Annotated in this window: 21 protein-coding genes and 1 pseudogene; 6 read left to right on the forward strand and 16 right to left on the reverse strand. The window is 65.9% G+C overall.

Going from position 1 to position 18,822, the window contains the following annotated elements:
• Positions 1 to 17 precede the first annotated feature (17 nt).
• Positions 18 to 689, reverse strand: coding sequence for a response regulator (locus tag ACU6RU_RS08460; RefSeq protein WP_446726321.1), 672 nt, complete (start codon positions 687 to 689; stop codon positions 18 to 20).
• Between the two features lie 261 nt (positions 690 to 950).
• Here ACU6RU_RS08460 and ACU6RU_RS08465 point away from each other — a divergent pair, with 261 nt between their 5' ends.
• Positions 951 to 2,132 (forward strand): sensor histidine kinase, encoded by a 1,182-nt coding sequence (locus ACU6RU_RS08465; protein ID WP_446726300.1) that lies wholly within the window; start codon positions 951 to 953, stop codon positions 2,130 to 2,132.
• Here ACU6RU_RS08465 and ACU6RU_RS08470 read toward each other — a convergent pair.
• The 9 genes from ACU6RU_RS08470 to ACU6RU_RS08510 all read right to left on the reverse strand — a co-directional run bounded on the left by ACU6RU_RS08470 (position 2,107) and on the right by ACU6RU_RS08510 (position 9,599).
• The gene (locus ACU6RU_RS08470; protein WP_289331177.1) at positions 2,107 to 3,693 is read right to left on the reverse strand and encodes a hypothetical protein; all 1,587 of its coding nucleotides are present in this window, start codon (positions 3,691 to 3,693) and stop codon (positions 2,107 to 2,109) included. The genes ACU6RU_RS08465 and ACU6RU_RS08470 overlap by 26 nt on opposite strands.
• The gene (locus tag ACU6RU_RS08475) at positions 3,680 to 4,381 is read right to left on the reverse strand and encodes an ABC transporter ATP-binding protein (RefSeq protein ID WP_289331176.1); all 702 of its coding nucleotides are present in this window, start codon (positions 4,379 to 4,381) and stop codon (positions 3,680 to 3,682) included. The genes ACU6RU_RS08470 and ACU6RU_RS08475 overlap by 14 nt, the downstream gene beginning before the upstream one ends.
• 37 nt (positions 4,382 to 4,418) lie before the next feature.
• Complete coding sequence (locus ACU6RU_RS08480; protein ID WP_301114446.1) at positions 4,419 to 4,790, reverse strand: hypothetical protein; 372 nt, start codon at positions 4,788 to 4,790, stop codon at positions 4,419 to 4,421.
• Between the two features lie 17 nt (positions 4,791 to 4,807).
• The gene (locus ACU6RU_RS08485) at positions 4,808 to 6,055 is read right to left on the reverse strand and encodes a DUF418 domain-containing protein (RefSeq protein ID WP_289331175.1); all 1,248 of its coding nucleotides are present in this window, start codon (positions 6,053 to 6,055) and stop codon (positions 4,808 to 4,810) included.
• Positions 6,045 to 6,614 (reverse strand): flavoprotein, encoded by a 570-nt coding sequence (locus ACU6RU_RS08490; protein ID WP_120263058.1) that lies wholly within the window; start codon positions 6,612 to 6,614, stop codon positions 6,045 to 6,047. Before ACU6RU_RS08490 ends, ACU6RU_RS08485 begins: the two co-directional genes overlap by 11 nt.
• Entirely contained in the window at positions 6,604 to 7,434 is an 831-nt protein-coding gene (locus ACU6RU_RS08495; RefSeq protein ID WP_289331174.1) for a T3SS effector HopA1 family protein, read from the reverse strand. The genes ACU6RU_RS08490 and ACU6RU_RS08495 overlap by 11 nt, the downstream gene beginning before the upstream one ends.
• A complete protein-coding gene (locus ACU6RU_RS08500; RefSeq protein ID WP_446726301.1) occupies positions 7,431 to 8,507 on the reverse strand; it encodes a phosphotransferase in 1,077 nt (358 codons plus the stop codon). Before ACU6RU_RS08500 ends, ACU6RU_RS08495 begins: the two co-directional genes overlap by 4 nt.
• 73 nt (positions 8,508 to 8,580) lie before the next feature.
• Positions 8,581 to 8,910 carry a hypothetical protein gene (locus ACU6RU_RS08505; protein WP_094261966.1) on the reverse strand — a complete coding sequence of 110 codons (330 nt, stop codon included), beginning with the start codon at positions 8,908 to 8,910 and terminating at the stop codon, positions 8,581 to 8,583.
• Positions 8,911 to 9,077: 167 nt separating this feature from the next.
• A complete protein-coding gene (locus tag ACU6RU_RS08510; protein WP_289331172.1) occupies positions 9,078 to 9,599 on the reverse strand; it encodes a DUF1269 domain-containing protein in 522 nt (173 codons plus the stop codon).
• Between the two features lie 30 nt (positions 9,600 to 9,629).
• Here ACU6RU_RS08510 and ACU6RU_RS08515 point away from each other — a divergent pair.
• Positions 9,630 to 9,836 (forward strand): annotated as a pseudogene (locus ACU6RU_RS08515) (MmyB family transcriptional regulator); the annotation flags it as partial.
• 196 nt (positions 9,837 to 10,032) lie between these two features.
• Here the strand turns inward: ACU6RU_RS08515 and ACU6RU_RS08520 are convergent.
• Genes ACU6RU_RS08520 through ACU6RU_RS08535 form a run of 4 tightly spaced genes read right to left on the reverse strand, consistent with a single transcriptional unit; the run spans position 10,033 to position 13,286 of the window.
• Positions 10,033 to 10,341 carry a hypothetical protein gene (locus ACU6RU_RS08520; RefSeq protein WP_289331171.1) on the reverse strand — a complete coding sequence of 103 codons (309 nt, stop codon included), beginning with the start codon at positions 10,339 to 10,341 and terminating at the stop codon, positions 10,033 to 10,035.
• Between the two features lie 37 nt (positions 10,342 to 10,378).
• The gene (locus ACU6RU_RS08525) at positions 10,379 to 11,035 is read right to left on the reverse strand and encodes an ATP-binding cassette domain-containing protein (RefSeq protein ID WP_289331170.1); all 657 of its coding nucleotides are present in this window, start codon (positions 11,033 to 11,035) and stop codon (positions 10,379 to 10,381) included.
• On the reverse strand, positions 11,032 to 12,483 hold the full coding sequence (locus ACU6RU_RS08530; RefSeq protein ID WP_289331169.1) for a hypothetical protein: 1,452 nt from the start codon (positions 12,481 to 12,483) through the stop codon (positions 11,032 to 11,034). The genes ACU6RU_RS08525 and ACU6RU_RS08530 overlap by 4 nt, the downstream gene beginning before the upstream one ends.
• Positions 12,480 to 13,286 carry a hypothetical protein gene (locus ACU6RU_RS08535; RefSeq protein WP_289331168.1) on the reverse strand — a complete coding sequence of 269 codons (807 nt, stop codon included), beginning with the start codon at positions 13,284 to 13,286 and terminating at the stop codon, positions 12,480 to 12,482. Before ACU6RU_RS08535 ends, ACU6RU_RS08530 begins: the two co-directional genes overlap by 4 nt.
• 218 nt (positions 13,287 to 13,504) lie before the next feature.
• Between ACU6RU_RS08535 and ACU6RU_RS08540 the strand changes: the two genes are divergently transcribed.
• Positions 13,505 to 14,392 (forward strand): serine hydrolase domain-containing protein, encoded by an 888-nt coding sequence (locus tag ACU6RU_RS08540; RefSeq protein ID WP_289331167.1) that lies wholly within the window; start codon positions 13,505 to 13,507, stop codon positions 14,390 to 14,392.
• A gap of 63 nt (positions 14,393 to 14,455) precedes the next feature.
• Here ACU6RU_RS08540 and ACU6RU_RS08545 read toward each other — a convergent pair whose 3' ends face one another.
• Positions 14,456 to 14,923, reverse strand: coding sequence for an HTH domain-containing protein (locus ACU6RU_RS08545; RefSeq protein WP_289331166.1), 468 nt, complete (start codon positions 14,921 to 14,923; stop codon positions 14,456 to 14,458).
• Positions 14,924 to 15,006: 83 nt separating this feature from the next.
• Positions 15,007 to 15,603 carry a hypothetical protein gene (locus tag ACU6RU_RS08550; RefSeq protein ID WP_289331165.1) on the reverse strand — a complete coding sequence of 199 codons (597 nt, stop codon included), beginning with the start codon at positions 15,601 to 15,603 and terminating at the stop codon, positions 15,007 to 15,009.
• Between the two features lie 235 nt (positions 15,604 to 15,838).
• Between ACU6RU_RS08550 and ACU6RU_RS08555 the strand changes: the two genes are divergently transcribed.
• The 3 genes from ACU6RU_RS08555 to ACU6RU_RS08565 all read left to right on the forward strand — a co-directional run bounded on the left by ACU6RU_RS08555 (position 15,839) and on the right by ACU6RU_RS08565 (position 18,325).
• Positions 15,839 to 16,369 (forward strand): RNA polymerase sigma factor, encoded by a 531-nt coding sequence (locus ACU6RU_RS08555; protein ID WP_289331164.1) that lies wholly within the window; start codon positions 15,839 to 15,841, stop codon positions 16,367 to 16,369.
• Between the two features lie 106 nt (positions 16,370 to 16,475).
• Entirely contained in the window at positions 16,476 to 17,789 is a 1,314-nt protein-coding gene (locus ACU6RU_RS08560; protein WP_289331163.1) for a hypothetical protein, read from the forward strand.
• On the forward strand, positions 17,786 to 18,325 hold the full coding sequence (locus ACU6RU_RS08565; protein ID WP_289331162.1) for a GIY-YIG nuclease family protein: 540 nt from the start codon (positions 17,786 to 17,788) through the stop codon (positions 18,323 to 18,325). Before ACU6RU_RS08560 ends, ACU6RU_RS08565 begins: the two co-directional genes overlap by 4 nt.
• Positions 18,326 to 18,822 lie beyond the last annotated feature (497 nt).

Consider the following 18,822-nt stretch of genomic DNA (forward strand, 5'->3'; position numbering starts at 1 on the left):
AGCCGGCTCCCCAACGATCAATCGGGAGGTCGGAGATCGAGCGCGTCGACGTCGATGACCTGTTTGGTCATCGCGTAAATGAGCACTTGCACGCGATCGCGCACTCCCCATTTGGTCATGATGCGACCGAGGTGAGCCTTGACGGTGGGTTCGGCAAGATGCAGCTGACGTGCGATCTCGGAATTCGACCGCCCTTGAGCGAGCGCTTTCACGATCGACAGCTCACGCGCCGTGAGCGGCGACGGCACCGGCGCGCCACCGACTGCGACAGGGTCGGCCCGGACGGAGCGGATGAGGTCGCGCGTGACGCGCGGTGACATCACCGAACGACCGGCATGCACCTCGCGGATCGCGGCCAGGATGTCGTCCGGGTCGGTGTCTTTCACGAGATACCCGGACGCCCCCGCGCGCAGGGCCGGCACGACGTGCCGCTCGGTCGAGAACGTCGTGACGGCGAGCACGCGCACATCCGGGAACGCCGTCGTGATCTGACGCGTGGCTTCGATCCCCGACAGTTTGGGCATCTGCAGATCCATCAGTACGACGTCGGGCCGGAGTTCCCCCGTCGCAGCGACCGCGCCCTCACCGTCGACCGCTTCGCCGACGACGCTCATGTCATCGCTGGTTTCAACGAAAACGCGGAGAGCATGACGGACGAGCGCTTCGTCATCGGCAATCAACACCCGCATGGCCCCCACGTCGCAATCCTAAGGAGCATCTCGACAATGGGGTTAATACCTAAGTATGTGAATTCCGATACCTCGGGCCGCAGTGCACCGGCATGCACGTCCGACATCCTCCTCCGAGGACCCTCGTTAGGAGAATCGATGTTCACGGAACTCTTCATGTTCACCGGGGAGATGCGACCGGCGGGACCGATCATGCGGGAGCTGTGCCGCCTGCTCGGAATCTGCAAGTGACGCGAGCACCCTTCCGGGCATGATGGGAGGGTGACGGAGCGCCAGAGGAGACTGCGGCACAGGCACGCGCCGGCCCACGTGGGCGCGGACACGCGTGGGTTCACCGCCCTGCCTTCCTGGGGACGCATCGCCCTGCTCCTCGTGCTGGCCATGATGCTCGTCGTCGACGTCGTCCTGGTCATCACCGATCCGAGCGTCGCCTGGCGTGGTCTGATGTTCGGGTTGCCCGCGATGCTCGCCACGGCACTGTTCATCTGGTGGCCCGCGGCAGCAGCGACCAGCCTCCTGCTCATCGCGCTCGTGCAGATCACCGCGGGCCAGGACGGCAGCGATGTCCTCTACCTCGCCGGCGTTGCCGGCCTCGTGGTCTACACGAGCCCGGTGTGGTTCGTGTCGATCTACGTCGTCGCGACGCTGAGCCTCACGATCCTGGCGAGCACCGTCCTCGGGATCTTCGCGAACACGGCGCTGCCTGCGCTGGCGCTCGTGGTCGCGATCTCCGCCTCCATCGGCTGGGCGCTGCGTGCGGCGCACGGGCGCGAGCTGCGCCTGGCGGGTGACGTCGCCGCTCTGGCGCAGGCACGCTCGGCGGCGATCGAAGCTGAGAGAGATCGCATTGCAGACGAGTTGCACGACATCATCGCGCACGACATCACGCTCGTCTCGATGCACGCGAGGGTCCTCGAGCGCGTCGACGACGAAGCCCTGCGCGACCAGTCAGTTCGCGCGATCCGCGCCGGCGCAGACCAGGCGCTCGCCGACATCCGCAGGATGCTGAGGATCGTGCGCGACGATGACGGCTCTCTCACCGGGCCTGTCGACGAACAGCCGGCGAGCATCGACTCGGCACTCGACGAGGCCCGCGATGCGCTCGTGCAGCTGGGAGCGACGATCAGCGTGCGATCCACCGAAGGCTCGGTGTCGTCGACGATCGAGCAGACCCTCGTTCACCTGATACGCGAGGGGACCACGAACATCGCCAAACACGCGCCCGAGAACACCTCGGTGAGGATCACTCTCGAGATCCTCGGCGACGATGTCCGGCTCGAGATGGCGAACACCACCGGTCCCGCGCCGATGACGAACGGCATCCCATCGTCCGGTTACGGACTCGACCGTCTGCGCGAGCGCGTCGCCGTGTCCGGGGGTGACTTCACGTCTGGCCCGACCGACGACGGATGGACGCTCATCGCACGTCTACCCGCTCGGTGACCGTCGACGCCGGCGTCCCGCCCGGCCGTGCCCCGGGCAGAGCCGAGCGGAACACCGCGAACGCCAGTCCGAGGTACAGGACCGCGGCCACGATCACTGTGCCGGCGATCGTCACCCACGATCGGCACGCGACGTGATCATCGCCGTAGCCGAGAACACTCGACACCGCGATCAAGAGCGGGGCAGCGCTGAGGAGCAGCCCCGCGATCGCCCGCCCGATCGGCGCTTCCGAGAACGCTCGCGCTCCCACGCCGGCGAGCGATGAGCACACGAAGAAGGCCGCCAGGGGAACCATGTAGGCGATGCCCCACCCCACGTGGCCGAATTGGATGGACACGCCCAGGATCACCGCGGGCGCTGCCACGACCAGGTCGAAGAACGCGTTCAGCAGCACACCGGCGAGGCCCGTCCTGACCACGGACACATCGGCCAGAAGCAGATGCTGGTGATCCAGATCCGCCGCGGCGAGCTGAGATGCCGCCGACACGCAGGGAAGGAGCACCGCGATGACCACCCCGACGGTCACCGGCACGACTCCCCCGGAGAGCATGCACAGTGACACCACCGCGATCAGCACGACCGCGGTGGCCGGGTACTGCCACCGGCGGCGACGAATCTGAGCGAGGTGACTCACCAGAACCGCCGGAATCGGGCGGGACGGCCATCGGTCCCACGACCTCATCCCGACCGCATATCCCCTACTCTGCAGGGCAGACGATGGTCCACCCGAAAGAGCCTTCGACAGCTGATTCGCGAGGATGCTCTCTTGGACCGCCGGTTCGACGAACACCCGCGGCTTCGCGGCGAGCACCGACACCGCGATCGCCGCGAGAACGATGAACCCCGCGCTCACCGTGAGATCCGCCGATTCCGGAGACACGACCGCGGCGATCGGCTGGGCAACCGCTGCCAGTGCCCATGCGAACGGGCCGTCGTCGGGCACGAGACCGGCGTATGCCGCGGCGTTCAGGACTCCCCACAGGATCGCCCACGCACTCGCAACACCGACGAGCGCGGCTCGACCATGCTTCGAGACCCGGTGCCCGAGAGCGTGCGCCGACAACGACACCGAACGGATGAGGAGGAGGATGCTCGTGAGCGCCACACCCGAGACCAGGCCCAGCTGAGGTGGCTCGCCGCGCAGGACGAGGGCGATCGCGCTAGCCGCCGATGCCCCGATGAATCCCATAGCCGCTGTTCCGAGCGCGTGGGTCAGCAGCACGAGGACCGGACCGTCGCGGCTCGCCAGAACCCACGACACGTCTCCGGGGCGCAGCCGCAGCGGTGAGCCGCGCTGCGCCGTCAATACGACGAGCGGCAAGATCAGGCCCAGGCCGAGACCCGCCAAGCGCACCCCGGGAGTCTGGTCTCCTCCAGAGATGTCGTCACCCTGGCTGACGAGGATCCACAGGTAGCCGACCACGCCGACCGCCGAGAGCACCAGAGCGAGCGGATTGAGGAGGAGCACGCGCAGGTCACGGATCCGCATACGTGCATAGGCGGTGACGAGCGCGACGGCGGCGGTCGTCGCGGAACGGCGCGCAGCGCTAGGCGGAGCCACGGCTCATCGTCCCCACGACGCGGAGGTAGGCGTCCTCGAGCGACTCTCCGGACTCGCCCTCGGCCGGCCTCACTCTCATGTCGTGGACGAGGCGACCGGCGTACAGCATCAGCGCCCGATCGGCGATCTTCTCCAGATCGCCGAGCCCGTGCATGGAGATGAGAACCGTGCATCCTTGCTCAGACAATCGGCGAACTTCGTCGCGCAGCTCGCGGGACGAGACGGGATCCAGACCGTTGAACGGTTCGTCGAGAAGGAGGATTCGTGATCCTTTCGTGAGCGCGAGGATCAGCGCCAGCTTCCGTCGCATGCCCTGCGACAGTTCGTGCGGGAGTGAGTCGCGCTTGTCGGCGAGGTCGTATCTCTCGAGCAGCGCCGCGCGTGCTTGCGCGGTCGTCGTGACACGGTTCAGACCTTCGACCAGACGCACGTGTTCGATGACGCTGAGCCCGGGATAGAGGTCGGGGTCTTCCGGCATCAGGCTCAGCGCGCGTCGCGCCTCGGGACTGCCCGCGGCGTGACCGTCGACGAGCGCGCTTCCCGAGCTGAGCTCGTACAGCCCGGCGAGACTGCGCATGAGCGTGGTCTTGCCGGCACCGTTCGGCCCCATCAGTCCGACGACCTGCCCGACGGGGACATCGAAGGTGACGCCGTCGAGGATCCGCGACGCGTCGATCGTCTTCGTCACGCCCCGCAGCGTGAGGGCGGTCCGTGACCGGGTCGGATCAGTCATCATCGGCCCCCAGCCAGCCGGCGAGATCAAGACCCGACGCCGACACGAATTCGGAAAGATCGACCAGCTCCCCCCGCCGGTGCATCGAACGGAGGACCGCACGGACGTCCGGGTCTCCTCCCGCGGCGGCTCGTTCGATCTCACGTTGAAGCGTCGGTTCGCAGGCGGGGCGGCGACGCAGTCCGATGCGCTCGGCGAGGCCGCGGCGCTCATCCCCCGACCCCCACCCCCGCAGGTCGCCGTACTCGCGCACGCGACCGGCCACCGGATGCTCGGCAGCGCTCTCCGATGCGAGCGCGAACGCGACGTGCTCGGCACTCACCGGCGATTTCTCCGTCGCCGCGACTCGTCCCGCGGTGGTCATCGTCGAACGGAAACGCGCTATCGATTCCACGTGCCCTCTCCTCTGCTCGTTGCCTGTGCCTGATCCGGTTGCCGCCGCTTCACGACGAGCCGGATGAGGCTCTCCATCGGCCCCTGTTTTCCGGCACGATCCATAGCGATCGACAGGAGCGCGAACACGATCGTCAGCACCACTCCGATGGCGACCGCTCCGCTCGCCGAGACGCGGCCGTAGTAGCCGAATCCGTACGCCGCGACGGCGCAGATGATGCTCGTGAAGATGTAGATCGACAACGGGTATCGCCCCATCGCGGCCACGGCTCGAACCAGCGGGGACGCAGACAGACGCGTCTCCCGCATGAGGATCAACACGTACATCGCGACCGCGAGAACGGGAGGCGCGATGACCTGGCACCATGTCGAGAGCGCACTCAGCACGCCGGTGTCATGGGGCAGCAGAATCTGAACCCCGAGCTGATAGAGGTAGGCCGCACCCGCGACCACCACCGCGATCACGAGGACGGAGCGCGCCCGCCCAGTCTTCAGCACTGTCGATCCCGCAGCCCGGAGGCGCGAGATCCCGATGCCGATCAACAGAAGCCCGACGAGCTGCGGCAGTCCGACCGGGGCGAAGTCCTGCATGTAGACGAGCCAATCCGTCAGCCGCTGCTGCAGAATCGCCCCCGCATCGTGCGAACCGTAGGCGCTCGCCGCATCCGCCTGCAGACCGCGATAGGCGTCTGAGACGGCGGACATCGCGTTGGTGGCACCGTCGCCGCGGGTTCCGATGCGCGCCAGCAGATCGGAGACGACGAGCACGAGAGGGAACATCGTGATGCTCGCTCCGATCGCTATCTGAGCGATCGGTTGGCGGAACCGGAAGTACAACGCGATCACACCGGCGATGAAGTAGTAGAGGAGGATGTCACCCCACCAGACCAACAATCCGTGGAGCAGTCCGACCACCCCGATCGCGCCGAGCCGGATGATCGCGTATCGGAACTCTCGCCGCCCGGCCCCCGCCCGGGCGAGACCATGCCCCATCGCGAGAACGAACATCCCCATGCCTGTCATGGTGGGGACGCTGAGGAACAGCATGATCGCGGCGTCGTCCACGGGGACACCCGTGAACGGGCTCGCGCCCACGACCTGTTCGTACCGGATCGGAGTCAGGATCAGCGGAACGTTGGTGAGCAGGAGCAGGATGATGCCGACGCCGCGCAACAGATCCGGACCGAGCAGTCGCGCTGGCGCGAGCTCCTCCCTCGTTCGAGATTCAGTCGTCACGGCTCGCCTCCTCGGCGCGCGTCGCGAGCTGCGCGACGAGCTTGTTCAGACCGTGCCGGCTGACCCCCGCCTGCGCTCGGCCGCTCAGGTCTCGCGCCGCCCCGGGCTCTTCGGGAGGGAACGCGAACCCGTCGGCCGCCAACTGGTCGAGAACGCGTTGCACGGCGGGTCGGGATCGCATCTCGTCGTTCAGAACGGGGAGCAGGCCGACCGGGCCGCCGAAGTTCGCCAGGGTCAGCGTGAGGAGGTTGCTCGTCGAAGCGACGGCAAGGCTGCTCAGGGTGTTCAGCGTGGCGGGAGCGACCAGCGCAATATCGCTGTCGGCAGCGAGAGAGCGATGACGTGGGACCCCGCCCGTGGGCTCGTCGACCTCGACGTAGACCGGGCAGTTCATCACCGAACCGGTCAAAGCGGGCGACATGAGACGCGCGGCCGACGGCGTCATCACGACGGCGCAGCCGGCAGCGGCTGCGCGCATCCGCGCGAGTTCGGGCAGCAGCGAGATGAGGGCAGAAGAGGCGCACATCCCGATGAGGAGCCGCGGCAGCCTAGGCGGCATCCGACACCTCCGGGAGCAGCCGGTAAGGCGCGGCCGCGTCGATCCCCGCGGCGGTGAACTCGCGTTCGATGGCCGCAGCCAACGACGGGCCCGAGCCTGGAGGCGTGCGGAGTGCGCGCGCCACGCAGGCTGCGCGCACCTGGCCGGCGCTGTCGCGCGCCGGACCCTCGATCCACGAGACGCCGGAGTCGTCGATCTTGGCGAACAGAGAGTGCTGCGGCGACGTGGTGAAGTGCCGCGCGATCGCACCTCCCCCCAGCGCGTCGAGCACGGGCTCGAGGTCGCCCCGCGGAAGGTAGATGGTGAAGGCGTCGGGCCGGGGGTACTCCTCTTTCACGCTGAGCGCTTTGATGACGTAGCGGGTGGTGATCGCGCCGATTGCCGCGGCGAGCATGCGGCCGGCGTCGGGCGCAGCATCCCGGGCGACGGGTGCATAGACACGGACTCCCTGATCCGGCGGTTCGGACGGCGACAGCAGACCCGCGAATGCCGGCGACAACCGGTCACGGACGGCAGGCAGAGAAAGGACCCCCTCCGCGACGACGTCGCACGCGTCGACCCGCACGCGCAGACCCGCCTTCTCGAAGACCGACGCGCCTGCGCCACCCTGCGTGACGGGCCGCCATCCTTCCTCGTGTCGCATCACGCTGCCGAAGATCTCTGCAGCTGAGAAGGCGGAGCGGGACGAGGGCGCTCCGCCCGAGGTCGGGCTCCGTCGCAGGTGGAGCACCTCGTAGAGCTCACGGGTCAGAGCCGAATCGTCGGTCATCGTGAGGCTGTCGGCGGTGCGCTCGACTTCAGACACGATCGCGTCGATCATGCGACCCCGCTCCTCGCGCGGAACCAGGCGTACGAAGCGTCGAGCCCCCAGGGCCGCAGGAGCACGGAGGGATTCTTGACGAACGCGCACCCCATGACGGAGAAGGATCGCCCGACACGCGTCTCACCGTGGAGGTGGTGAGCGAGCGCGCCGGCGCGGTGCAGCAGATGCACGCCGACGAAGGCTGCCGTCCGCGAGAGGAAGTCCTCGGGGTCGGGAGTTTCGCCGTGAAGGGCGCGGACTGTCGCCCGATATCCCGCGATAACCGCCCGGGCGCGGTCATGCAGTCGGCCGGCGACATCCGGAATGTAGTGAGACATCTTCTCGTCGGTTTCGGGCGGAGAGTCGATGACCAGGTACTCGATCATCGACCCCAGCAGAGAACCCAGGTCGAACAGCGGATCACCCACGCGAGACAGTTCGAAATCGACGAATCGGACGTCGGACGTGGAGTCGACGAGGATGTTGTCGAGCCGTGCGTCACCGTGGATGAGCGATGTCTGTCGCGCATCCGTAAGGTCGGTCAGACGCGCCGTGACGGCAGAGTCGGCCTGAACCGTGCGAACGACCTGAAGCTGCCCTGGAGTCGACGTGATCAGATCGTCGGGACGAAGAGGCTCATCATCGGGAACCAGATCGGCGAACGGGCCGAGCAACCGTGACGCCCACTCCGGCAGCCGTCGCGTGCCGGCGTGGAGGCGGGCGAGCTGAGCCCCGAGCGGAGCCCACGCTCCCGGCGACTCCCCCAGCGAGTCCCACGCCGCACGCGCTGTCGGGTGCGGCAGGAACTCTGTGACGAGGATGTCGCTACGACGGTCATGGAGGATGCATCGAGGCGCGATGTCGGCGATACCCGATTCACCCAGCAGCTGATAGACGAGCCCTTCGGTGAGAAGCGCGCCGTCGCCGGCCGGCGTCCGCCTCTTCCCTCGTTTGAGAAGCAGTTCGCGCCCGTCCCGAGTTCGGGCGCGAACCACTTCGTTCCGCTCGTCCTGCAGAGATGTGACCGCGGCGTCCGAGATTCCGAGGGACGCCAGGTAGCGCATCCAATCGAATTCGGACTGGTCGGTCATGGGTCTCCTCAGACTCGCGCGTTCTCGGGACATGCGCGCCGCAAGGTGCCGGCGCAAACGGTGGGGGGATCCGTCAGCACTTGAGCAGCCACGTCGCGCACTTGAGCACGACCGTGGTGCGGATGACGATGCCGCCCATCTCGGGTGCGATGTACTCGTCGCCGAGCATGTCGCTGATGTGAGCCTCGAAGGCGTCGACGTCCTCGATGAGCGCTCGACCGTGTTCTGCCACGGCGACGTCGGCCGCTCGGCGAATGAAGTCGAGGTAGTCGCGCTCCTCCGGCGTCAGCGAGTTGCGGAACTCGTGGAACTTGGACGTGAATTCAGCCAACCGGCTGCTTTCCGGGTCGCACAGCACCTGGAGCTCGGCGTCGAGATCGACGGTGTCAAGAATGAGTGACATCTTTCCTCCTGTGTGAACACACGCAACGAGTTGTTACGTGACGCAAAGCTAGCGCCGACGAATTCGGCCCCGTTAGAGACCTTCGTAGCGGTTTTGCGGCCCGCGCCCGGTGATGGACAGCCGGACGGCTCCCTACCTGACGAAGCGTGTGAGAGACACCAGGTGGATCACGCGGTGATCGCGTCGACGATCTTCGCGTCGCCCTTGTTCACCGCATTCACAACGGCGTCGTAGTCGCCCTTCGCGATCGCCTTGTTGACGCGCTTGGTAGCCCTCACGAGGGCCTTCTCGACACGGTCGAGGAAGACGTCGTCGACGACGGCGACGATCGCCGACGAGCCCGCGGGTAGCCACTCCTCGACGTCGACACCCAGCGACTTCTCTTCGTGCCTCTTGATGATCTCGCCGACGCCTGCACCGATCCCGAGCCCGGCAACGCCGGTCAGCAGAAGCACCGGCGGGGCGAAGAGCCCGACGACCAGGCCGACGACGGCGCCCACGGCCGTCCCGTAGGCCACGATCCGTCCGCCGTGCTGCTTGACGTGCACATTGCCGTCTGCGTCGCGTGTCAGGACGATGGCAGCCACAACGTTGAGGTCGTCCATCGACTTGATGAATGAGAAGTCCTCGTGAGCTGAACCTTCGTCATCGTACGTGGCGACGAGCAATTCTAGATTTCGGTCAGTCATAGCCGTTTCCTTTCGACTCCGGGGTGGAGTGTGAGTGCAAGCACTCTGCGACACCCGACGTCGGGGTTACAGAGCAGTAGGTCCCGTCGCAGCCGCCGTGTGTGGTCTCGTCATGATGTTCGGGCTCAGCGTGGGGCGACCCTGCGGCTCATCCACCCCGTCGACGGTCAGATGCTCCTCAATCGAGAGCAGCTCGCCATGAACGCGACCGCGGGGTGGAAACTGGTCGTGCACGGCCCGGGCGCTGCTGGCGACGCTCGCGCCTGGGGGCTCCCCGCTTGCCCGACCAGGCGTGGCTCGTCCAAACGGAAGGCCTCGTCGGCCAGGGTGTGGACGTCGCTGACACTGCGGGTGGTGAAAGAGGCCGTCGCGCCGCGCTCCCGCTCCGCGCGCAGGATTCCGGTGACACGCCCGACGCTGCCGTCGCCGCATATCAGGGAACGAACATACTCGCTTCGCGAGCGAGGGTGCATCCAACGAGTACGACCGCGATCGCCACCAGAGCAACACCTAAGACACCGGCCACCTGCAGTCCGCGTCGCCGGCGGGCCAGCAGGGCGGCGACGAATGCGACCAGGATGCACAAAGCGCCGAAGAGGCGCAGCCCTACCGAAACGGCTACGGCTAGGTGGGCCTCGTCATCCCGCACCGCGAGGAGTCCGTTGAACACGTCTAAGCCCGCAAGAACAACGGCCCCCGACGCGATCGCTGAAGGCGCCGCAGGGTGAATCTCGAATTTCATCAGATGCACCTTTCGTCGCGCTCCAAGGTGCCACAGATCATGAGTGAGGCCTCACCTGTTGTTTGACCAGGCGCTGCTCCTCCACACGGAAGACCTCGTCGGCCAGGGTGTGAACGTCACGGTCGCTGTGGCTGGTGAAGAGGATCGTCGAGCCGCGCTCCCGCTCCGCGTGCAGGATGTCGGTGACACGCTCGACACTGCTCTTGTCGAGGGCGTTGAAAGGCTCATCCAACAGCAGAACCTCCGGCTGCTCCATCAGGGCCTGAGCGAGCGACAGCTTCTGCTTCATCCCGAGCGAGTAGTTGCGCACCTTCTGCTTCGCATCGGGATCGAGCCCGACACGCATCATCGTGGCTCTGACGTCCTCCGCGGTGATCTGACGGCGGATCCGAGCGAGTTCGAGAAGATTCTGCAGCCCGGTGCGACCCGGGATGTAGGCGGGCCCATCGATCGCGATACCGAATCGCTCAGGGAACGTGCGGCGCGCAGACAGCAGTGACGGATCGATCCAGATGCTGCCGGAATCGGGCGTGACGAATCCGCAGATCACCTTCAGAAGCACCGACTTGCCCGACCCGTTGGGCCCGGTGAGCGCCACCGTGGCTCCGCGACGCAAGTTGAGGGTCGCGCCCCGGTAGAGGTCGATACCTCCGAGGGTCACGCTGACATCGCGTACCTCTACGACGTTGTTCATCTGATGAGAACCTTCCCGGGCGACGAAGATGAAAGCGGAGCCGTCTTGGGTCCGCGTCGGGTGGCGATGAGCACCGCGGCGCACGTAACCGCGGAGAGGAGCAGGGCGTTCGCGATGGTCGCCACCCACCCGCCGTCGAAGAGGACCGCGCTGCTGGCGCGTTGCGTCAGCCACACCGCGGAGGCGGGAATCGGAATGGCTGCGAGTGCGGTCACGACGCCGACGACCACGAGGCCGCTGACCTGCTTGTTCGAGATGAGCACGGCGCACGCGACACACGCGACGTAGAACGTGATCTGGATCGCCTGCATGACGCTGGCCTGGAAGAGCAGCAGCATGACACTCGGCTCCCCCACGATCGTCCGCCCGCCGGCGACGAAGTACGCGGCGACGGCGGCAGTGAGGACCACCGCAGAGTACGTCAGAGCCTGACCGAACTCTCGAGAAACGATCGTGATGAGCTGGCTGCGGCGACTCCCGTACCGCAACGCCGTCACCAGCCCCCAGGGCCCCGCGAGCTGCGCCATCCGGAACTGAGCGGCGAAGGCATAGCCAACGACGAGGATCACCGCGACGAGCATCTGCAGCATGGTTCCGGTAGCACCGAAGTACATCGCGGTGAGAAACCCCACGAGGTCGGTGTCGCGCGCGCCGAAGGCCCCCGCGGCCAAGAGCGCCACGAGGGCTCCGGCCGCGCTCGGCAATACCCAGTCGGGAGCGCTGATGGAGGCCTGACGTGCGCCCCGGTCGAGCAGAGCCGCCGCGATGATCAGGCCGATGACGGCGACCGCGTAGGCGAGCACGACGTCGCCGATCATCGTCGGCTGCGCTGCCAGGGCCGGGACGAGCGTATACGCGCGGAAGTCCGCAAGGCCCCCGAGCGGCAGGAACCCGGTCGCGGATGCTGCCGCCCACAACCACGCCGCGATGCTGAGTGCGACAGCCACGGCGTGGAGGCTCAGCAGGGCCAGCATCTCGACGATCATCCTCGTCAACACGAGGAAAAGGCCGAGCAGCGCGACCTGCGCACCGATCGCCGCCCCGAGCGGCATCCCGACGTCGTCGATGCGCGCAATGAGAGTCGAATCCCGGTCGAGCTGTCCGCCCAAGTCGACGGCGACCGCCGCCGCCGCTCCGGTGATGACGGCCAGGAGGGGCGGCATCATCGCCCGGAGCGCCCGCCAGCAGATGCGCCGCAGGTGGCTCGAATAGCTGCCGGCACGGATGAGGCGAAGGAACGTGGCTGTGCGCCGTGAGTCAAGGGGGCCGTAGGCCAACCACAGCGGGGTCACGACGAAGGCGAGGAACGTGGGGCTCGTCAGCGTGCTCAGGACCCCGAGTGCCAGTTCTTCGTGAAGCCCTGCCGAGCTCGCTGGCCGCTCGAGGACGCAGTACCCGAACGAGGCAGCGGCGACAGCTGCCCACAGGGCGATCCGCCAGCGATTCACGCAAGCTGACCGTTCGTCGGCGCGCGATACAGCACGAGAGCGGCGAAGACGAGCGTGACTGCTGCTAGGACGAGCATGGGGGCCGCAGCGATGAGCGGCGCCGAGGCTTCGAGCCCAAAGGGGAAGAGCGAGTACAACAGGCCGAAACGGGGCAACCCGATGAGCGCTGCGCCGACCGTTGAGCCCAGATAGATGAGGAACGGGAGGCCGAGGGCGAGGATTCGATTCGGCAGCGTGACCAGGAAGCAGCAGCACAGAACGGCGAATGCGGCTGAGCTCAGCGAGACCCAGGCGGCGTACCCGAAACCGAAGGCGAGCTCGCCGTATTCGAGCAGGAAGCTGTAACTCGACCGCTCCAGGCTCTCCGCGGCGGCTTGCGCTGCGGTCATGTTGTATCCCTCCGGGTCGATACCCGGGTCACCGACCATCGGCCACACGGAGAAGGCGACCACGAATGCGGCGAAGACGTACAGGAAGAAGATGAGCGCCGATATCCCGGCCGCGCGCACCATGTGGCGGAGAACGAATTCGCGAGCGCTCATCCGGTTGCGGGTGTTCGCGACGAATCGCTCCGTGAGCCGCGCATATAGCCGCAGGCAGGTCAGCAGAGCGACGACCAGCGGCAGAATCAGGCTCACGGGCGCGAGCATCATGATCGCGAAGACGTCCGACCTGTCGCGGAACGAGCCGCCGGATGCCGCGTTCACGCCGACGACGATCGGGGCCAGCACCACCACAACGGCGACTATCGGGGCGATGAGGTCGCCGCGGCCGTCAGAGCCTGCGAGGATCGATCGCTTCATTCTCCCCTGATCTCTCTTCGAACCGACATAAAGCTGAGCGCGCATTTCAGATGCAGGGAGCGGCCCTGGCCGCGACTCGCCCGTTACTCGCAGAATTCGTCGTCTCCATCTTTCGAACGTATCAACACCCGCCGGCCCATGATCAGGCCCATGGCACCCATACTCCGCCAACATTGGCAAGCTGAAGTCAACCGACGCTCGCGAATAGTCTGAGGAGCATGAGTTGGAGGGTGCGTCACAAGAGTTCGGCCTATCGCGTTCGCGACTCGGAGCGCGTTACCGTCGAGCATTTCGGGCCGCCGCATCGCGGTTCTCCGATGCTCGAGTGGGGCTCGGTCACGAAGACCGCCACCGCTCAGATCGCGCAGCAGCTGGACCGCGCAGAGATCGTCGACCTCTCGGCTCCGGTAAGCGAGTACCTGCCAGAAACCGGTCTACCCCGCAACGTCGATGTGCGCTCGTTGGTGACCCACACCTCGGGCCTCGCCAGGCTTCCCTCACGGATGATCGAGACGATCGCCGAAGCCCGTGACCCCTATGCGAAGTACACGACGGAGTACTTCGATTCCGAGGTGTTGCCGAATATCTCAACGCAACACAGCGGGCACGTCGGCGTCGTCGCGTACTCGAACCTTGGCTACGCGGTGCTGACGCGTGTGCTCGAGGTCACGACAGGTCTCGACTGGTGGACGCTCGCGAAGGAATACGTCTTCGACCCGCTCGACATCACGGCCGTGTCGACGTCCCCCGAGCCGGAACGTGTGCCCGTTCTGCGCACCTGGACGGGGCGCATTCGCGAGCAGTGGCACGATCCCGGGCCATTCGTCGGGGCCGGCGGCTTGCATGGAACTTTCGATGCGCTCGAGCTGTACGCCACTTCCATCACGCGGCAGACGCCCGGAGAGAACCCGCTGGGCTGGATGGACGATTCATCGTTGTGGTGGCATAACGGCCATAACCGAGACCATGGGTCATTCGTCGGCGTCACGCACGATGGAGCGCGAGTCATCACTGTGCACACCCTGGGATACAACGCGGGACGTGCCGACCGGATCGCCGCACGGTTGGAGCGGCACCCCCTGGAGTGCTCTGCATGGCGCCGCTAGGAGAGCTCATACCACGGGAGAACCCATTCAGGCGCTGCCGTAACCGGGAATGACGGCGGTCCTTCACCTTCCCGGATCGACAGTTCCAGGACGCGCTCGCTCGATCGCGTTCGTGAGATAGGACAGCCTCGATGCGAGCGCGTACTTTCGATCCGCAGGCAGCGATGCTGGTTCGCGGAGCGCCACGGCGAGGTCGGTCGGCTTGGCATGGATCAGTAACGCAATATTCTCCAGAGTGAGATGAAACTGAGCCGTCAGCCCTTCCAGGGTCGCCCGCAGTCGTTCGTCATCATCGATCTCTAAACCCTGACCAATTTGCGCCGCGAGAACCGCCAGCCGAGTCACCTCATCCGAGGAGAGCGACTGGGGTTTCACTGTGACACCGACGGCACCTGCCTCAGCCCCGGTGAAGAAGGATCGGAGCTTCGCGGTTGGGATCTCGGTGATGGCCTCGAGGCTCTCCTCAGAAAGGCGCCCATCATCGACAGCGCGCTTGAGCTGCTCAGCAGGATTGAACATCTGGGTAGTCATGATCGACTCCTTCGCTTGTCAAGGGCCGAGCCGCTGTGGCAGGAACGGTGGCAGTCGCCCCGATCACAGCGGCCCAGATATCGTTAACCCGTGTACGTGTAGAGCGTGTAATTCGGCACGACGGTAGCAACTGGGACGCCTACGAGGAAGGCCGTCCCGGTTAGTACACCAGAATACCGATGGCCACGGAGCCGGCTAGTCGGCACCGAGCCGGAGAATCCGGAAACGAGAGTCGTCCCACCCGAGAGTCCGTGGCTCACGTCCGTGACGTTGAAGGTACCGGTGAAGGACGTGGCCGGAACCGACATCGCGATGCTGTAGTGGAAGCTCCCGCCCGAACCGGTCACTGTCAGCGTGCCTGCGTCGCCGGGGTACACCACCTTCGGCGTCACCTGTCCCGGCACAGCCGCCGATGGGATTCTCTGCATTGCGAAGGTCACGCTCTCGCCCTCATGGAGCGTGTGCACTTCTCCCCCCAGTTCGAGTAGGTATTCGGCCGGAACGATGCGTTCGCTCGCGCTCGCAACAGGCGCCGTCATACCCAGGGAGAAGAACCCGATCAGCATGGCCAGGAGCACGCCGAGCGGGCGCATCCTACGTACCCTCTTCTGATCGACACCCGCGACGTCAGAACTCTCCGGAGGCTCGGTTACTGTGAACTCGTGCGTTGCCGTGATCATGGCCACTTCCTTCATTTGGATGAATCGTTCGCACCGGACACGGAACGCGGCCGGTGTCTCGGTAACGTTTGCCTGCCATGAGATTCCTGACAGCAGCGATCGCGACGAGCCGCACCGGCACCTCTTGAGTTGACGCAGAGTCGGATGTCATGATGCGAGTTGTCGGCGACCTGTTCATCGCAACGGCCCAGGTAGTTACTGACCGGAGACGAACCGCCGTCTGTGGGGAGGTCACGTGCCGAAACTGTTCACTGCTCTGTACGCAGATAGAGCCAGGTCAATTGAGCGCTACATCCTGTCACGCATCAACGACGTCGATCTAGCACAGGACCTGACTGCCGAGACCTTCGCTATCGCGTGGCAAAAGTACTCCACCGGGACTCGCATCACGAGCGGGTGGCTATTTCAAACTGCACGGAATCTCATCGGAAACGAGTATCAACGACGGAGTCGCGTCAAGGAGCGGACACGACAACTGGTGGCCGAAGAACTGACCAGGGCTCGGAACCCCATGAGCGAACTGGCGACCGTCGAGCTGCAGGACGCGGTCGCGAAACTTAGGCCTGCTTATGCGCTGGCACTCGAGCTCACCTACTGGTGTGGGCTGCCCGCTGCCGAGGCGGCAGAGGTGCTCGGGTGCACGACGAGCTCCTACTGGCAGCGCCTGGCACGGGCTCGTGCAGCCCTTCGGGCCGAACTCAGCGACCCCGCGATCGTCACCCGCCAAACAGGTGCCCGCACCTCGCCCGGACGCCCCGGGCGTTAGCTGGTGATGCGAAGCGCGAGAGGGGGTGAGCGGAGCCAGTAGGGAACACGCGCCGCTCGCCCCGATAACCTCGAGTCACCAACCAGGCGTGGCGAACGGAGCAAGGATGGCGAACGAGGACGATTCGCGCGACGAGATCGAGCTCGTCATCGACGGAGATGGTCTGGCGGTCATCGGCGACGCGCTGGCGGTCGAGCGTTTCCTCTCAACGGCGGGTGTTGCCTCCCGCGAACTGAATCTGTCGCACGCTGTCGGTGGAGCTCTCAACATCGGTTCGGCCGCCGCGAAGGGTGGAGCCGAGCTCACTGCCAACGCCGGTCGCTGGGTGAAGCTCACCGAGGATTCGGCCAAGGCCCTGAAACTCGGCAACGCCATGAGGGGCTCATCGGACGGCGTCAGCCGCGCCATCGTGACCACGAGCAAGGGCAAGATCACAAACATCCTTGAGTTCGTGAAGCCCGGAACGGTCGGCTCTATGCTCACGAACCCGGCGATGCTGGCCGGCGCAGCAGGCATCATGGCACAGCTCGCCATGCAGCAGACCATGCAGGAGATCACGGACTACCTTTCCGCGATCGACGAGAAGGTCGACGACGTCCTGCGGGCGCAGAAAGACAGCGCACTCGCCCGCATGATCGGCGTCGGGCTCGTCATCGACGATGCCATGCTGAAGCGCCATCACGTCGGTCGTGTGTCGGAAGTGACGTGGTCGAATCTCCACGGCGCGGCGCAGGCCATCGCAGAGACGCAGGCTTACGCGCTTCGCCGCGTCGACGCCCTGGCCGAGAAGATTGAAAAGAAATCGCGCATCGGCGACATCGCGAAGGTCGCGAGGGATGCAGAAGGAGAGATCGAGGAGTGGCTGGCCGTGCTGGCTCGCTGCTTCCAGCTCCAGGACGGCCTGGCTGTGCTGGAGCTCGACCGAGTCCTCGACTCCAGCCCGGACGATCTCGACCGTCACCGCGAGGCGATCCAGGCCGGCCGCGCCAAGCGTCGTGACCTGATCGCGAAGAGCACCGAACGCCTCCTCGCACGCATAGACGCTGCAGCGGCGACAGCGAACAGCAAAGTGCTGTTCCACCCGCTCAAGCCCGGCGAAGTAGTGCGCTCCAGTAACGAGGTCGCCGAAGACGTGCTGGTCTTTCACGAGACACTCGGCATCTCCGACAGCCGCCTGAACCTAGAGAAGAAGCGCTGGGCCGTCGCCGCTAGGGAGGCACGGGATGCCACTGTCGACACGGGAACAGCCCGCGCACGGGCGGTTGGGAGGATGGGCGCTCAAGGAGCCGAAGCGGTCGCATCCTTCAGCGTCGATGCGGCTCACACAGCAAAAGACACGGCGGGGAAAATCGCGAGCACCATCGCGTCGAGGTTGCGGCCTCGCCACGGCGACAAGCTCGCGGACTCTGAGGGGCCATGAAGCTCCTCGATGACGGCTCCTTCCGATCAGCTGGTGAGGTCGGGCCGCTCGTACCGAACGAGTTCGGCGTCTACGCCATCCGGCTTCGCGGCGGCGCGACTCTCGCCGAGCCGTTTTTCTCCGTTCGCGATGGTCGCGACCTGATCTATATCGGACAAGCGGAAAAGCAGACGCTCCGGAAACGACTACTCGGGAACGAACTGCGAGCACGCGGTAACGGAACCTTCTTCCGTAGCATCGGCGCGGTGCTCGGATACCGGCCCCCGTTCGGCTCACTCGCCGGTCGAGCCCGAATGCAGAACTACCGCTTCGCCCCCACCGACCGGAACGCCATCGTCAACTGGATCGACGCGAACCTCGAGGTGAGCTGGGCCGTCCTGCCGCAGTCCGAAGTGCAGGAGGCGGAGGTCGCCTTGATCCGAGAGAACACGCCATTACTGAACCTGCAGCACAATCCACGAGCGCGCTCTGAACTCGCGTTGCTTCGAGCCAACTGCCGCGCCATTGCCGCCGGATTGTCCACTTCTGCGTCGTGATTCCTTCGTCGGCGAGCGTCTCGTCAGTGTCACGGCTGTAAACAGGAGCGTCGCACTTCGGCAGCGACCGGAGCAAGTGGATCGAGCGGCTGGGCCAGGGGCGACCAACCCCCCGGACACGACGAAGCCTCGACGAGAATTGGCTTCTCATCGAGGCTTCCGACCGTCGGGATGACAGGATTTGAACCTGCGACTCCTTGAACCCCAGGCGCCTAGACGACGCTGGCGAAACCAAAAACCGCGCGCTTCTGGCGCTCGCCAAATGCAGCGCACGTCGCGAGATGCATGGTTTGCATGATCCTGGTCCCCTTTTGGTCCCCCTCCCGCGCGGCCCGCGGAGAGCCGTTGGCAGGCACCATACATCGATTGCTACGCGTTCGACGGCCCCTCGACTGAACGGCCGCGTAACCGGGTAAAAAGGGGTGTATCCGGGAGGCGCCAGCAGCGACCAGCCACCTGGGGCGGGACGAGACACAAAATCGATCCTGCTGTTCCGG

It is taken from the genome of Microbacterium sp. F1-18 (assembly GCF_052921305.1).